Consider the following 15,302-nt stretch of genomic DNA (forward strand, 5'->3'; position numbering starts at 1 on the left):
TCAGCGGCCGCGGCGACCGAGCAGCAGTACCGGCCCGATCCCGGCCAGCGGAATCAGCCATAGCGCACTGTCGGTGAGCAGAGCGACGACTACCGCGCCGACCAATAGCAGAGCGGCACACAGCGATCGCTCGAGTCCGCCGATTCGCGGCTGGCTTTCGGCCGCGATCGGTACGCGGCCCGGCAGATCGGTGAACAACGCGGCCAGTTGCGGCATGGACGTGGCGGTGAAAGCGACGGCGCTGCGTTCGTCGAATTCGGCCAGTGACAATCGGCCGGTACCGAGATGTTCGGAGAGTTCGCGCAGCGCGCGTTCCCGATCCGCGTCGTCGATTCGCGAATTCATCTCCTCGGCCATATCGACCAGGATATGACCCCGTCGCACTATTCCCAGTGCTGGGAAGCTCTTAGTCTGGTCGCGACGAAAGGCATTGATGAGGAGCTCTGCGGTGAACGCTACGGTGCGACGTACCCAGGACCCGTTCGGTGAAGCATGGGAATGGCAAATGCGCGGTGCTTGTCGCGGTGTGGATTCGGCGGTGTTCTTCTCACCGGATGGGGAACGCGGTCTGTCTCGCGCCAATCGGATTCGGCGCGCCAAGGCGATCTGCCGTGAGTGCCCGGTGCTGGCCCAATGCCGTGAATTCGCGCTGACGATGGGCGAGGCGCACGGCGTCTGGGGCGGGCTGTCCGAGGCCGACCGCCGACAGCAGCTGGGGCGGACCTTTCGCGGATCCCGGGCCTGCTGAAGCGGCCCGGCAGCGAGACAGCGGTCCTGCGCCGGATCCAGCTGTCCGGCATGTGGTTTCCTTAGATGCATGGGAACGTCCGGTGCGACATACACGATCGATGAGCTGGCGCGCGAGGCTGGCACGACCGTGCGCAGCGTCCGGGTCTACCACGAGCGTGGCGTGCTGCCGCCGCCGCAGGTCAAAGGGCGGACAGGCTATTACGGGCCGGATCACCTCAATCGGGTGCGCACGATCAGCCGGCTGCTGGAGCGCGGCATCAAGCTGAACGGGATCAAGGAACTGCTCGGAGCGTGGGATCGGGGCGAGGACCTCGGTGACGTCCTGGGTGTCGCGGAGCCCGACGCCACCCGGCCCGCCGAGCCGATCGCCGAGGAGACGATCCCCGCCACCGAACTCGCACAGCGCTATCGGGACGTGCCCAACGGCCTGGCACGTGTGGTGGCCGCCGGTCTCTACCAGCCGGTCGACGCCGCCACCTATCGCGTCGCGGATCCCCGATTGGTGCACACCGCCGAGCGCCTCGCGGCCCTGGGTTCCTCCGGTGACGAGTTGCTCGGCGAGCTCGAGCGGCTACAGGCCGACAGCGAGCGCATCGCCCGTCGCTATGTCGAGCTGTTCCGCAGGACCGCCTGGCAGTCGTTCCAGCAGTCCGAACGCGCGGACCGGGATGTAGCCGAATTCGCTGAGCGGATGGCGGCGGCCAGAACGGCGCCGGGGCAGGTGATCGCCGAACTCGTCGACCGTTTCGTCGCACGCCAATTCGATCAGGATGCCGAATTCACCGAAGTGCTGTCGCAGGCCTGATTTTAGGCGACAAATTTTCGGATCGCCATTGGCGGAAACATTCTTTACAGTTCGATGAGAGTTTCTTCCGGCGATATCAAAGGAACATCAAATCGCCGGTGATCGGACGCCGTAAAGCAGCCCTGCATGGCAGAATTTTCGGCAGCGTGCAATCGAGTGATTCGCCGGAAGGAGATCCTCATGAACGTATCCGGTGGCGGTCAGAACTTCGACTCGGCGACGCAGGATCACTTCGACAGCATCCTGGTGCACAACGGACTGGTGGATTCAGCGCGCCTGCTGACCGACGAGGTTCCACTGTGTCTCAGCAAGCACGCGCACTTCCCGAACTGCCGATGCGAGTCACGTCCGCGATAGACGCCCGCGCGATTCGCCTGGATGGCCGAGAAGGTAACGCGCACAAGGGAACTGATTGCCCGACTGCCCTGCGTGACCACCCGCGCCGCTAACGGCGACCGATGGCTGCTCGATCGTTGCTGCCCGGTCAGCTCCCGACCTGCGGTAACGTCGTGGGCCTACGGTCGTTCGGATTGAGGGAAAAGCCTTGGGAGCTGGCGTCATTTCACTGCTAGGCACGGGTCGGGCGATGCTGAGGGGTGGGGCCGGGCTACGTGAGTTCGCGGTGGGGGAGAAGGAGCGCGAGCTCGATGCCTACTAGGCACCGCCAGCCTGCCGGTGCGCTTCCGGAGATCACCAACGGGTTCGTCGGCCGCGGTCCGGAACTCGATCGAATCAGAAATCTGCTGCTGAGCCCGGCTCGGCTGATCACCCTGACCGGTATGGGCGGCATCGGGAAGACGCGACTGGCGGCCGAGGCGATCGGTCAGTTCCGCAAGGCGACCCGGGCGCCGGTGCACTGGGTGCGGCTGGCACGGTTGGCGAAGGAGGCCGATTTCGACGCGGTCGAAGACGAGGTCGCGCACGCCGTGCTCGATGCGGACTACTCCGGTCGTTCCGCCTGGGACGCGCTACTCGACAAGCTGACGGCCGAGAACTCGGTGGGACGGGGCTCCCGGGCTGTCGTGGTGATGGACAACTGCGAGCATGTGCTCGCCACGGCCGCCTCGTTCATCGCGGCGCTGCTGGAGGCAGCGCCGCGGCTGGTGATCGTGGCCACCAGCCGGGAGCCGGTCGGCTGGGTCGACGAACATCTGGTCGAGGTACCGCCGCTTTCCCGTCAGCAGGCCCTGACCCTGTTCCTGCAGCGGGCCGAACTCACCGGTCACGCGATCACCGGTGCGGAACAGATGCAGACGGCCGAGCAGATCTGTCAGCACATGCACAACCATCCGCTCTATCTTCAGCTGGCCGCGGCCCGGCTGCGCCGCCAGCCCCTGGCGACGATCCTGCGGGAACTGAGTGGGGGTGCGAACGATCAGCGCATGCGGTGGTCACAGGCATGGCGGGTGGGGACGGACACGCGGCACCAGCGGGTGACCGATGTCATCGCCTGGTCCTATGACCTGTGCACGGAGCAGGAACGGCTGCTGCTCGCGCGCATGTCGGTGTTCGCGGCCGGGCACGACGCCAACCCCGAGAAGGAGAACGGCGCCGCTGCCGATGTAGGTGCCGATCTCGAAGCCATCGAAGTCGTCTGCGCCGACCCCGATGATCTCGAACGCACCCGGGGCGGTGCCACCGGTCTGACGCGCGGAGAGATCGAGGGACTGCTCGAACGGCTGGTCGACCAGTCGCTGGTGACCCCGCACCGTTCCGGGACCAGTGTGCGGTACTCGCTGCTCGAAACCATCCGAGTGTTCGCTTATCAACGGCTGCAAGAGCTTTCGGACGAGCAGACCGACGAGCCGGCGCGGATCGCTACCCGGCATCGCCAGTACTACCGCGACAAAGTCGTGCAGGCCTACGCCGACTGGTACGGGCTCGCGGAGCTCGAACGATTGAACTGGGCGCGGGCGTCGTGGGACAACATCCTGGTCGCGATCGAGGGCAGCCTCACCGTCCCGGACGAGGCGGCCCTGGGATTGACGATCTCGGTCGGTCTGATCGCGCTGCGGCTGCCCTTCTTCAACGGCTCACTGCGCGAAGCCCGGCAGTGGGCCGAGCGCACCCTGGAGGCCAGTCGCTCGTTGGTGCCGCAGCCGACCGAACTCCAGGTCACCGGTATGGGTCTGATCGGCTGGATCGCGACCTGGCAGGGGCAGAACGCCGACACCGAGCGGATGCTGGAAGGGTGCGCGGCCGCGTGCCTGGACGATCCCGAGATCCTCGCCGACTGGCGACAGAATGCCGAGATCGATCTCGGTCTACCGCATGTAGTCGAATTCGTGTGGGGCCAGGAGTTGATGCTGGCGCACCGCGACCCCGCGGCCATCGTCGTGCTCGGCCGTGCGAAGGAGAAGTCCCGTCGGCTCGGCGATCTCGGTGGCGCGGCCATGGGCGGGCTGATCCAGGCCATGGCGGCCACCTTCCTGGGCACCGCGGAGCAGGCGCTGGAGATCGCGCGGCACAATGTCGAGGAGTTCACGGCGGCCGGGCCGCAGTGGCTGAAATCCTGGGCCGAGGTGATGCTGGCGTTCGCGCTGGCCAAGCACGGTGATCCGAACGCGTCGCTGGCGGTCGGCCGACAGGCCCTGCGGCACCTCGTCTCGATCCGGGATCCGTGGGGCGCGGGCTGGGCGATCCATGTGCGGTGCTGGGCGTTGGCGCGGATCATTACCGAGGCGATCGCCGCGGGCGATGCCGACGCAGAAGTGCTCACCGCACAGGCTACGGAGACCGCCCGGTTGCTGGGTGGCGCCCGCCGGGTCCGCGCGGAACTGGGCACCAATATCGAAGCCTTGCGCCCGTTCGCGGACGAAACCGATCGGGCCGCGGCCGTCGCGCGCGGCGTGCTGGGCGCGGAGACGTTCGCCGTCGCCGAGAACGAGGGCTTCCGGTTGCGCTACGAGGCGCACGAGATCGAGCGCCTGGCACTGGGAACGCTGGTGATGGACCGGGTGCCGGCCGGGCACACCGCCGAGACCGGCACCGCCTCCCGCTGGGACGATCTGACCAGGGCCGAGCAGGCGGTCGCCGCGTTCGCCGCGGCCGGGTGGACGAATTCCGCGATCGCCGCGCAGCGCGGCAGTTCGCTGCGCACGGTCGACGCGCAGATGGCCTCGGTGCTGCAGAAGCTGGTGATCACCTCGCGGGAGGAGGTGATCCGGTTCGTTCCGGTGGAGTTGCGGGATCAGACCGGCCCGCCACCGGTCGGCCAGCCGCCCCGGGGTGGCGCACGTCCGTCTCGCCGGCGAAATGCTTGAATTCTGGTGCGCCGCTATCGGGCGGCGCACCAGGTCCGGGAATCAGACCGGGTCGACGGGCTGCTGCGGCGGCAGTTCGGAGTGGCGGGCGAAGACCTGGTCGATCAATTCGTTGATGGCCCGGGTGCCGATGAGTCGCGCGATCGCGAGATCGGTCTCGAGCCGGCTGCGGTCCTTGGCGGTGCGCTCCGATTGCTCATAGGCGTTGCCCGCCAGGGCGAAGAACAGTTCGGTGACGTATCGACCGGCGAATTCATCGCAGTCGGCCTTGAGGCGTTCGATGAACCGGAAGGTCTCGGTCGTCGGTAACCCGGCGTCGACGAGGCGAGTGGCGAGGTCGTAGCAACGGGGCGTGGTGACCCGGTAGATATCGAGCGGATCCTCGCTGCCGGCCAGAGCCTGTTTGACGTAGTCGGGTAGCTCCGGCGCCGGCTGGCTGGGGGTCGTGGGTGGTTCATCGGAAACACCCAGGACATCGGCGAGCCCGTCGCCGCGGTCCCAGGCTTCCAGTAACTCCCGGATTCCGTTCAGCTTCATCCCGCGACCGAGCAGACGGCTGATCGTCTGTAGGCGGTTCAGGTGATCGGGTCCGTAGTAGCCGATCCGGCCCCGCACCTCCGGCGAGGGCAGGAGGCCGCGCTCATGGTAGACGCGGACGCTGCGCACGGTGGTCTCGGCCGCCCGTGCCAGCTGATCGATCGTGTACTCCGCGTCAGTAACCATAGCTCCAAGGAAACCATAATCAGGCCCGTAGGAAAACGGTCCGCAACCAGGTGTGCCGTCAAATGACGATACTGCCAACCTCAAAGAACAGTCAATGTACCGTTGCACAACGGTAAGAGTCATTGATCCGCCGTCATTCGTTGGTTACCGTGCGAATACCAGCGGAAATCGCTGGACTACCGGGGACTGTCGATCAGCCCTGACGACCGCCCGACAGAGGACACGGATGCTCGTGTCCCGGCATCCCGGAGACGGCCATGAGTGTGATCAGAGGAACCGCGTGGAACATCGATTGTTCTGCACCGCAAAAGATTTCAGTGCTCGACAGCAGGTCGGCCCCGCGCCCGCCCTGCGCGAGCGATCCCGATGCGTGGGATCTCGACGTCGGTACGCCCGACACCTGGCGCGGGGCGGTAAGTACCTGCCGGAGCTGCCCGCTGCTGGCGCGGTGTCAGCAGCTGGCTCAGACGCTGACCGCGAGCGGCGATGTGCCGCGCGGAATGATCTGGGCTGGGATCGGCTATGACAACGCCGGCAAGGTCATCGATGATCTGGATCGGCACCGTACCGCACCGCTCGATCGGAAGCGGCCCATGCGGATCATTCGCAACGGCGCTCGCCCCCTGTGCACGGAGCCGCCGACCTCTGCGCCCAGAAGGCATTTCGTCCTCGGCCGACCATTGCGGCCGACCGGGACCGAGGCGTAGCGAAATCCATTCCGACCTGGCGATAGGTGTTCGATGACGGTATTGGCGCTCGAGCTCGGTCCGACGAGATTCGCCGCCGGTCGCGTAGCGTCCGACGTCGGCGCGGCCGACATCCGGCGGATTCCGGTGCCGGCGCGCGCCGCCTGGGACAGCTGTCGGGAACTGCTGCTCGATGCTGCCGAAGGGGGTGCGGTCACCAGTGTCGGCATCGCCGCAACCGGGCCGATCGACATGGTGGCCGGTGTGGTGGCACCCGCGGAGGTGGCGGAGTGGCGCACCGGATTCCGTATCGTCGAGCGGGTGCGGACGCTGTTTCCGGAGGCTGCTGTTCAGCTCGCCTTCGACGGTGTCTGCCTGGCTCTGGCCGAGCGGAATTTCGGTGCCACGCATGCCACTTTGGACGCGCTGTCGATCGCCGTCTCACATCGGGTCAGCGGCGGGGTGATGATGGGTGGCCTGGTCGCGGCGGGCCGGACGGGGAATGCGGGGCATATCGGCCACGTCCTGGTCCCTGGATTCGACGAGCCGTGTGAATGCGGAGGTCGTGGCTGTCTGGAGACCGTAGCCGGGGTGCCTGCGGTGCTCGCCTGGGCGCAGGCCAACGGCTGGCCGGGAACGACGGTGACCGAACTCGTCGAGGCCGTCCGATCCGGTGCGCAGGTGCCGGTCGCCGCGGTGGGCCGGGCCGGTACCGCGCTCGGGCAGGCGGTCGCCTCGGTCGCCGCACTGCTGGATCTCGATCTCGTCGTGGTCGGCGGGGTGCTCGCCGATTGCGGTCCGGCACTGTTTCATCCGCTGGGCGCGGCGGTCGCCACCCATGCCCGGCTCAGTTACCTCCCCGCGTTGCGGGTAGTGCCGTCACAACTCGGTGACGTGGGTGTGTTGGCCGGCGCCGGTGTGCTCGCGTTGGCCACACAGGGTGATCGGACTCCGAAAGGTCGCCAGTAATTGATCGAACCGTCATTTAACGGTACATTGAATAGGTCACAGGCTTTTCGGGGGGTGCAGTCAGCGGCTCGGGTGAACGCGATGCGAAGTGGTGCGATGACTCCTTGGGTGACTGTCGAAACGCTGACGCCGGACGTCATGTCCATCGCGTCGGTCGGGCACGAGCCCCGGGATTTCACCGGCTGGCAACGCGGTGCGCAGCGCCTGTTGGCGAAGGCCCCCGCCCGCTACAACGGACTCAGCGGTCGCGTGATCACCGAGGCCATGCGCTCGGCCCGGGACCGGGCCGAAGACATAGACATCAGAATTCCCACCGAGTCGGATGCGCACATGTTGCGTATCCGGCCGGTTTTCGGACCGGCTGGTGACGTCCACGCGGTTCGCCTGTGGCTGGGCCCGGCGGCAGAACCACCCCCCGACCTGGTACCGGCGGTAGGTGCGATCTGGGATCTCGAGACGCAGACCATTCAGCTGCCCAGTGGTGTCACCAGACTGACCGGAATGTCGGCCGAAGAATACGTGCCCAGAATGTCCATCGCCGAATTGTTCCACCGCATGGAGGCTTTCGACCGTCACGGTGAGGTGCTCGACCTACTGTACGCATCGACGCCCGGGGACAAACTCCAGTTCGATGTGACCGTGTTCTGCGGTGCGGGTCGTCCCGGTCGGTGGCGGATCACCATTCGCGCCCGCGACGACCGTCGGGCGCGCGGTGCGTGGTGGTTGATCGAGGACGTCACCTCCGACGACGTGCCGGTGGTGTGGCCGACGCTGGAGCGGGTGGGGCTGCGCGAGGCGCATCGCCGGGCCGGAACCCACCTGGCGATCGTGCAGCTCGAGCGCGCGAGTATTTCGCACTGGCTCACCGATCCGGCGCCCTGGATTCGCTGGGACTATCTGTTCCAGCCCGTGGACGTTTTCCACCCCGATGATCGAGTCAAGTTGCTGGAGCTGGGGCATCGGCTCCAATCCGGCGACACGATGGGCAGCACCGTCCGCACCCTCGACTACACGGGCGGATACACGGCGACCTCGCTCTTGCTGTATCCGTATCCCGGTTATGCGAACCATCAGTTGTCGATAGCGCAACTTGTTCGAATTGCCGACGATGTGCCGCTCATGGAACCGCAGCGACATATCCCGGACCGGCAGGCCGACGCACCGGTCGGATACGACGACCAATTACGGCATTGGCTGGCGGGTCGGCGGAAACGCAGTTCGGTGTAATAGCGTGGCGATCCCCCCCATCGTTGGGAACAGCGCAAACGTTCGAGAACAGCTGCCATCTCTACCATTTCGAGAGTGCGGAGAGTTGTCAACGGGCAAGGGGATTCCGGCGGAGAATTGCTTCGCAGGATGGCTGCCCGCCGCCGCCGGGACAACATCATGGTCGCGGTGCTGGCGGTGCTGGCGGTGCTGGGCGGTGGTCACGCGATACTCGACCTGTTCCGCTCCGATCCGCCTGGTCCGTCCGAGGAGTCGACCACCGCGATCGTCGGCCGGGCACAACTGGCCGGCGCGTTCGCCGAGCAGTTCGTCCTCACCTATCTGTCCGCGGTCGCGGGACAGCAGGACCGGATCGGGGAGTACACCGGCGCCGGGCAGCGAGTGACATTGCCTACGACCGCTCGTCAGGTATCGGACCCGATAGTCGTCCATGTCTCGCGGGAGGTGTCCAGTGGCACGCTCGATGTCTGGGCGGTGACGGTCTCGGTGGTGGTGGGGAAGACGGGGACGAAAGTCGCTCCGTCCCGGCAGTTCTACCGCGTCGGAGTAACGATCGCGGAAGGCACCTGGCGCGCTCTGTCCCTGCCGGCCGTCGTGCAACCGCCCAGCCGGGGAATCGAACTGGCGACGGGATACCCGTCGCCGTGCGGGACCGAAACGGTGCTGGCACAGGTGGCCTCCGGTTTCCTGGCCGCTTTTCTCACCGGCTCCGGCGAAGTGGGCCGATACAGCACTGTCGATGCCGGTCTCACCGCGTTGCATCCGGCGCCCTATACCGCGCTGGAGTCGGTGGCGATCGTTGCCGACGACCGGAGCTGCGGAGCCGAGGGGGCACAGGCGCGAGTACTCGCCACCGTGAATCCCAAGGGGGAGGCCGAAGCCGCGCCGACGCTGGCCTATCCGCTCACGATGGTCCGCAGCGGCGACGGCCAGTGGCAGGTGCGCTCGATCGATTCGGTTCCGGCACTGGCGAATCCGCTGGTCGCCGTGGCCGAGCAGGATCCGCGCGGTACCGGGCCGAGCAGCACACCCTCGCCCACCTCGAGCGCCGCGCAGATACCGCCGGCGACCCAGAACTGATACGAGAAGAGGCGGTCTCTCATGGGCAACCTGAGCAATATCCTATACGGAATCCTTATCTTCATACGCTGGGCGGGACTGATCGTAATCACCATTCTCAGCATGGCGGTACTGATTTCCGAGGCGGCCAAATCCCGGCTGTCCCCGGCCAAGATACTCACGGTCGCCGCGTCGGCGGTGCTCGCGGCGGTGCTGTTCTGGGTACTGCCGAGTCTGGTCAACTACGCGCGCTCCGACTCGGGCATCATCGTGCCCGATCACCCGGTCGGGGGGTATAGGTGACCCAGGTGATCAAGGTCTTCACACCGATCAAGCGGGTGCCGACCATGGTCGGCAAGGCGCAGAACGGCCAGAAGCTGCCATTCGGGCCTTACACCCTGCCGCAGGTCGGCGGCGGGGCGGTGCTGATGCTGATCACTTCCGCGTGCGCACTGACCTTTCCGGTCAATCCCGCGGTCACCTTCCTGACGGGTCTGGCCGTGACCGTGGCCGCGGTCTTCGCACTCGGCCTGGTGCCCTACACCGGAGTGCGGATGACCTCCCGGGTGTGGTGGTTCGGGCGACTCATCTGCTACCGCAAGCCGATCTCCGCCTCGGGAATGCCGGTGACCCCGGATTCTGCTCGCCACGCGCTGTTCGTCGAGGAATCGATCGTGCTCGTATTCCCTGATCCGCGCGCGATCGTAGCCACCGCACCCGCGCCGTCCTCGATCGGCGGCCAACTGATGCGCATGCTGGGGCCGGGAGGTGACGGCTGATGGCGTTCGGCCGAGATCTACAGCCCACCGCCGCGATTCGCGGAAATCTGCAATTCACCCACGGCGGCCTGGTGACCGCGACCTACTTCATCAATCCGCTCGGCTACGGTCTGCGCAAAGCGGGCGACAAGTTCGATGTGAAGATGGCCCACCACGCGCTGATCAACAGTCTGCCCAATGGGTCACTGCTGCTGGGCATCCAAGCACGGCTCAATACGATCGACGTGCTGACGAAGATGGTCGAGGGCGTCGACCTCGACGAATGTGAGGACTACGCGGACGAGGTGGTCGCGTCCTTCGAGCGGGTTCGCGCGATCATGCCGCAGACGCGGATCTTTCTGCTGTCGTTTCCGGTGGGTTCGGCCAATCCGGGTGGTATCTCGGCACTGTCGCGGATCTGGCGCGGCAGCACCACCACGATCGATGCCACCGCGATCTCCCGGGCCGATCTGGAGGGTTACGACGAGAAGGCGAGCGAGGTGCTCTCGCGCATCGGCGGTGACTTCGAACCGATCCCGGTGCCCGCCGCGCTGTTCCAATGGCTGTGGGAGCACTACCTGTCGCGTGGTGCGGCAGGCGACCCCGTGGCGCCCACCCAGGCGGGTGCGCTCGATGACGCGACAGCAGCGGTGTTCCGGTCGGCCGCGTTGGACGAGGGAGCCCAGGCCGACAGCAACCGGCGTGTCCGGCCGTCGTTCGTGCCGGTGATCAAGGTGGTCCAGCCCGACTTCGAGCACCGCCCCTCCTACCAGTCGATGCTCACCCCACATTCTTTCCCGTACGCGGGCATGACCTTTCCCGGCGGCAGCGAATTCCTCAATGTGCTGGAAGGTTTGGGCGATGTCACGGTCGACTGGGGCATGCGGATCTCGACCAAATCCGCGGATCTCGTGCTCAAGAACAATGAACTGAGCCTGCGGCGCTTGGGCGAGCAGATGGACCAGCGCGATCAAGAGGTGTCCTTCGCGCAGAACACTTTGACGGCGAAGGCCCAGATGCTGGGCGAATACAACCAGCACTACGAGGTGAATTCCGGTGAATCGGAGGTCTCGTTCACGACGGTGATCGCCATCGGCGGATCCGCGCGCGAGGTCACCATGGACGCCGTCAATACCCTCAAGCGCCGGTACAAGCGGTTCCAGGTGGAGATGACAGCGCCGATCGGCGCACAGGTCGACCTGTGGTCCATGCTGATTCCGGGCAGCGCGCCGCGCCGCGCCTTCGACGATTTCGCGCACATCGTGCCCTCGGATATGTGGGCCGGTTTCGTGCCGTTCACTACCAGCCAGATCGGCGACGACAGCGGGCCGATCATCGGGGTCAATCTGCTGTCCGGACATTTCGAGCCGATCCATTTCGGCATCATGGAGGCGGCGCTGCACGACCTGTCGGCCTCGTTCGCCGTGACCGGTGAACTCGGCTCGGGCAAGTCCTATTTTCTGAAGCTCATGGCGGTCCTGGTGCACGACATGGGCGGCCAGTTCCTGGCCATCGATCGCAGTCAGGTCGGCGAATGGGCGCATTTCGCCGCCTCGATCGATGACGCCGTCATCATCGATCTGAGCAACCCGACCGTCTCGCTGGATCCCCTGCGGCTCTTCGACCCGCGGATCGCCGGGGAACGGGCCATGGATTCGATCCTGCCGCTGCTCGACCTGTCGCCGACCTCGGGCGCCGGCGCGGCGATCAGCAATCTGCTGACGCCCAAAGGTATTGCCGCGCACGGGATCCGAAGCATGCTCGATCTGTATCAGGTGATCCGCCGTTTGCGCGAGGGCAGCGAGAGCGCCGAGGAATACGCCGATCTGGCCGCCCGGTTCGGCACCATTGTGGATCGGGTTCCGGTGCTGTTCGATCCGCAGCTGGCTCCGTTGCGCCTCGACGCGGCGGCGACCGTCGTCCGTAGTCACAACCTGGCACTGCCGACGGCCGAAGAACTCACCACACCGCATCTGTACAACCGTCTGCCGCTGACCAAACGTCTCGGAACCGCCCTCTACGAGTTGGTCGGTGTCGCGGCGCGGGAGGCATTCCTCAGCGACAACGGCAGATTCGGCCTGCTGGTCGGTGATGAGGCGCATCACTTCACCCAGACCCAGGTAGGGGCTGCGGTCACCTCGGATTTCAGCCGTGACGGCCGTAAACACCTGGCCGCCATCGGATTGGCCTCGCACGATCCGGCGACCGACTTCCAGGGCGCGGCACACAGCCTGATCCCCAACCGGTTCGTCTTCCGGCAGCGCGACGAGACATTGGCTCGCAACAGCCTGGAGTGGCTCGGAGTCGATCTCGCCGAAGCGCCGTTCCTGTTGCAGATCCTGCGTGAGGAGACCTCGCCGCCGGTCGGGGCAGGCCGGCAGGTGCCAGAGGAGCGCCGCGGCGAGATGTTCATGCGGGACGCGCTGAGCCGGATCGGGCGGGGCAAGGTGCTCGGGCCGGCACGAGCCGATCGGGCGGCGGCTATTACGAGCACGCCCGGCACGAACAGCGTTGCACGACCGGCGGTTCCGGACCGACAGGCACTTCGGTGAACAGCGTTCGCGGGTTCGCCACGCGCGACCTCGAATTCTGGAATCCGCGGCGGTGGCAGTTGCGGGTGGTGTTCGAACGCTGCCGGACATGGGTGCTGGCGACCCGGCGCCGGCGCTGGACGGTTGGGCTGTCGGTTGCCGTGCTGGTGTTGTTCGTCTTTCCGGGGATCCTCGGCGCGGTCGCGACAGCCCAGTCGGAGCCGGAATCGGTGGTGTCCTCCACCAACAGCGCGCTCGGCTGGATGGACGTTAAGGACTCCTCAGGAGTAGAACTCTCCGACTATCAATTCGTCACCGATCCCGGGAGCGTGCTCAGCCCGGGCCAGACGGTCATCTCCCTGATACTCAACCTCGAATTCGCGGGCTACATGGTCATCGTGACGACGGCGATCTGGCTGGTCGGCTTCGCCTTGAGCTTTCGCTGGCTGGACATGTTCGGTTCGGCGCTGGCGGGAGCAGCCGAAGGGATGACCGGCTCGGTCGCGACGCCGATGGTGCTCGCCACCGCGGTGTCGGCCGGGGCGCTCTGCGTCGGGTGGTTCGTGGTGCGGGGGTTCCATGTCAAGGCCACCATGCAGGTGGTCACGATGGTGGGATTGGCGATTATCGGCCCGGTGTTCCTGGCACACCCGCTCGAAGAAGTGCTGTCCTCGGACGGACTACTGGCCCAGGGTCGTAACGTCGGCATCGCCGTGGCCGCCGGGATGAACGGCGACACCACCTCCGATCCCGCCACGCTGGTGATCACCATGCAGGGCGATCTGGCCGACAACTTCGCGCGCCGCCCACTACAGGTCTGGAATTTCGGGCATGTGATCGACGAGCGCCCCGCGTGCGCGATGGCCTGGTCGGCGGGCACCAACGCGGGGAATGCGGATCAGGTACGCAACGGGTTGCGGATGTGCGGTGACGCCAGCGCCTATTCGGCCGCGGAGAACCCCACCGTCGGACAGATCGGGGCCGGGCTCGTCGTGCTGGCGTCCGGAACCGTCCTGGTGCTGTTCGCCGTCTATCTTTCCCTGAAGGTCATGCATGCCGCACTCGACACCATCTACCACGGATTCATGTCGATATTCGGTTTCGCGGCAGGTGGATTCATCTACGGGCCGACCCAGACGTTCCTGGTCCGCAATGTGATCGACGGTATCGTCGCGGGGTTCAAGATGGCCGCGTTCACAGTCTTTCTGGGTGGCTACCTGCTGTTCGTGGCGAATCTGTTCGAGCAGGCGCGCGGGCAGGTGATGGCGGTCTTCATCATCGGCGCGATCGTGGAACTGGTCGCCATTTCCCAGCTGAAGCGGCTCAGCCTGAGCATCGACGGCGCCAACGACTGGATCTCGAACCGGGTCGCGCTCACCATGCAGGGCACACCGAATCTCCGGGGTGCGGGACCCGGCGGATTCCAGGCCGCGATCGGAATGGGGTCCGCGACCATGGGGCGCGCGGGAGGTGCTGTCGGCGGTGGTGGTGCCGGATTCGCCGCGCTCGCCGCGTTGGGCGCGATCAATACCATCGGCCATTCACCGATCACCGAATGGATCATGGGCAAGACACCGATGCCGTTCTCGCCGTACTCGCGGCTGCGGAAGAAGTCCCAGCTGTTGCAGATGCGTAACCAGGTCGAGTTCGCCGAAGAGAGCAAGATCCAGTATCTGAAGCTGCGGCAGGGCAGTGTGTTCGCCCGGCGGGCCATCGATAATCCCGATGTCTTCCGGCTGAAATCCACGCACCCCAACGTGACGGAGCCGAAGTTGGTGGGTCGACTTCACGAATCGTCCGCGGCCGGAATCGGTGGCCTGAACACCGCGCGAGGTATCCAGGCATCGCTCGACTCGTTCTTCGAGGACGGCGGCGGCGGCGCCGGTGACGCGTTCGCGGCGCTTGTGGGCGCCGGTCATACCGATTACGCGGCCATGGAAAGAGGTGTGGCGGCACGCCTCTTCGTCGACAACAACCGTGAGGACGAGCCGCACGTGTTCCTGCCGATCGCCAAGGCGCAGGCCGCCATGCTCGGATTCCAGGACAATCGAGACGCGGCGTCACTGTCGCAATTGGAGATGAGTGTCATCAGGTATCGAAAGGCACACAACGGTGGTGTGACGCTGGATGACAACCAACAAAAATTCGTCCGGGCACATATGGCAGATCAGAAGAAGAGCACGCTGACCAATTTGCAGGAGATTGCCGCCGGAGGCAAGGTGGACCACTACCCCGGCACCAGCACGCCCATTTCCAAGGAAGACGCTGGGCGCATGTTGACGTGGATCTCCAACGAGCATGCGAAAGAGACTGTTACAGCACTGGATTCGCTCATGGGCCTGCGCCCCGACCAATTGGAATTGGGCCAGAAGCTGGGCGACCAACATGTCGCGGCGGTGCGTAAAGCACTGGCGAGCGCCGCGGACAACGACTTCTGGCAGTCCGGCAGCAATAGATCGGGTCTCAATTCCCCGCACCCACGGAACCAGAGTCTGCCGTGACGATCATCGATCAGGACGTAGCCGATGCCG

General features: G+C 65.9%; 14 protein-coding genes. 12 read left to right on the top strand and 2 right to left on the bottom strand.

The window, feature by feature from the left end; translation table 11 throughout:
* On the bottom strand, nucleotides 1-357 hold the full coding sequence (locus tag ACFVMC_RS29275; RefSeq protein WP_379215570.1) for a DUF1707 domain-containing protein: 357 nt from the start codon (nucleotides 355-357) through the stop codon (nucleotides 1-3).
* Between the two features lie 148 nt (nucleotides 358-505).
* Here ACFVMC_RS29275 and ACFVMC_RS29280 point away from each other — a divergent pair, with 148 nt between their 5' ends.
* The 4 genes from ACFVMC_RS29280 to ACFVMC_RS29295 all read left to right on the top strand — a co-directional run bounded on the left by ACFVMC_RS29280 (nucleotide 506) and on the right by ACFVMC_RS29295 (nucleotide 4,818).
* Complete coding sequence (locus ACFVMC_RS29280) at nucleotides 506-748, top strand: WhiB family transcriptional regulator (protein ID WP_379215704.1); 243 nt, start codon at nucleotides 506-508, stop codon at nucleotides 746-748.
* A 69-nt stretch (nucleotides 749-817) separates the two neighbouring features.
* Nucleotides 818-1,555 (top strand): MerR family transcriptional regulator, encoded by a 738-nt coding sequence (locus tag ACFVMC_RS29285; RefSeq protein ID WP_379215572.1) that lies wholly within the window; start codon nucleotides 818-820, stop codon nucleotides 1,553-1,555.
* Nucleotides 1,556-1,735: 180 nt separating this feature from the next.
* The gene (locus tag ACFVMC_RS29290; protein WP_379215573.1) at nucleotides 1,736-1,912 is read left to right on the top strand and encodes a hypothetical protein; all 177 of its coding nucleotides are present in this window, start codon (nucleotides 1,736-1,738) and stop codon (nucleotides 1,910-1,912) included.
* A 290-nt stretch (nucleotides 1,913-2,202) separates the two neighbouring features.
* Nucleotides 2,203-4,818: an AAA family ATPase gene (locus ACFVMC_RS29295; RefSeq protein WP_379215575.1), complete on the top strand. Its 2,616-nt coding sequence runs from the start codon at nucleotides 2,203-2,205 to the stop codon at nucleotides 4,816-4,818.
* Nucleotides 4,819-4,860: 42 nt separating this feature from the next.
* On the opposite strand, the gene ACFVMC_RS29300 is transcribed toward ACFVMC_RS29295, so the two are convergent.
* The gene (locus ACFVMC_RS29300; protein ID WP_379215577.1) at nucleotides 4,861-5,541 is read right to left on the bottom strand and encodes a MerR family transcriptional regulator; all 681 of its coding nucleotides are present in this window, start codon (nucleotides 5,539-5,541) and stop codon (nucleotides 4,861-4,863) included.
* 317 nt (nucleotides 5,542-5,858) lie between these two features.
* On the opposite strand from ACFVMC_RS29300, the gene ACFVMC_RS29305 reads away from it, so the two are divergent.
* The 8 genes from ACFVMC_RS29305 (at nucleotide 5,859) to ACFVMC_RS29340 (ending at nucleotide 15,272) form a co-directional block, all read left to right on the top strand.
* The gene (locus ACFVMC_RS29305) at nucleotides 5,859-6,248 is read left to right on the top strand and encodes a hypothetical protein (RefSeq protein WP_379215579.1); all 390 of its coding nucleotides are present in this window, start codon (nucleotides 5,859-5,861) and stop codon (nucleotides 6,246-6,248) included.
* Nucleotides 6,249-6,281: 33 nt separating this feature from the next.
* Nucleotides 6,282-7,196 (top strand): ROK family protein, encoded by a 915-nt coding sequence (locus ACFVMC_RS29310; RefSeq protein WP_379215581.1) that lies wholly within the window; start codon nucleotides 6,282-6,284, stop codon nucleotides 7,194-7,196.
* Between the two features lie 108 nt (nucleotides 7,197-7,304).
* Nucleotides 7,305-8,423, top strand: coding sequence for a GAF domain-containing protein (locus ACFVMC_RS29315; RefSeq protein WP_379215583.1), 1,119 nt, complete (start codon nucleotides 7,305-7,307; stop codon nucleotides 8,421-8,423).
* A 75-nt stretch (nucleotides 8,424-8,498) separates the two neighbouring features.
* A complete protein-coding gene (locus tag ACFVMC_RS29320; RefSeq protein WP_379215584.1) occupies nucleotides 8,499-9,503 on the top strand; it encodes a conjugal transfer protein in 1,005 nt (334 codons plus the stop codon).
* 102 nt (nucleotides 9,504-9,605) lie between these two features.
* Nucleotides 9,606-9,785 (top strand): hypothetical protein, encoded by a 180-nt coding sequence (locus tag ACFVMC_RS29325; protein WP_379215586.1) that lies wholly within the window; start codon nucleotides 9,606-9,608, stop codon nucleotides 9,783-9,785.
* A 5-nt stretch (nucleotides 9,786-9,790) separates the two neighbouring features.
* Nucleotides 9,791-10,261 carry a hypothetical protein gene (locus ACFVMC_RS29330; RefSeq protein ID WP_379215588.1) on the top strand — a complete coding sequence of 157 codons (471 nt, stop codon included), beginning with the start codon at nucleotides 9,791-9,793 and terminating at the stop codon, nucleotides 10,259-10,261.
* Nucleotides 10,261-12,792: an ATP-binding protein gene (locus ACFVMC_RS29335; protein ID WP_379215590.1), complete on the top strand. Its 2,532-nt coding sequence runs from the start codon at nucleotides 10,261-10,263 to the stop codon at nucleotides 12,790-12,792. The genes ACFVMC_RS29330 and ACFVMC_RS29335 overlap by 1 nt, the downstream gene beginning before the upstream one ends.
* Nucleotides 12,789-15,272: a hypothetical protein gene (locus ACFVMC_RS29340; RefSeq protein WP_379215592.1), complete on the top strand. Its 2,484-nt coding sequence runs from the start codon at nucleotides 12,789-12,791 to the stop codon at nucleotides 15,270-15,272. Before ACFVMC_RS29335 ends, ACFVMC_RS29340 begins: the two co-directional genes overlap by 4 nt.
* Nucleotides 15,273-15,302: the final 30 nt, after the last annotated feature.

Origin of the sequence: Nocardia sp. NPDC127579 (genome assembly GCF_042672005.1) — a bacterium.
Lineage (GTDB): Bacteria > Actinomycetota > Actinomycetes > Mycobacteriales > Mycobacteriaceae > Nocardia.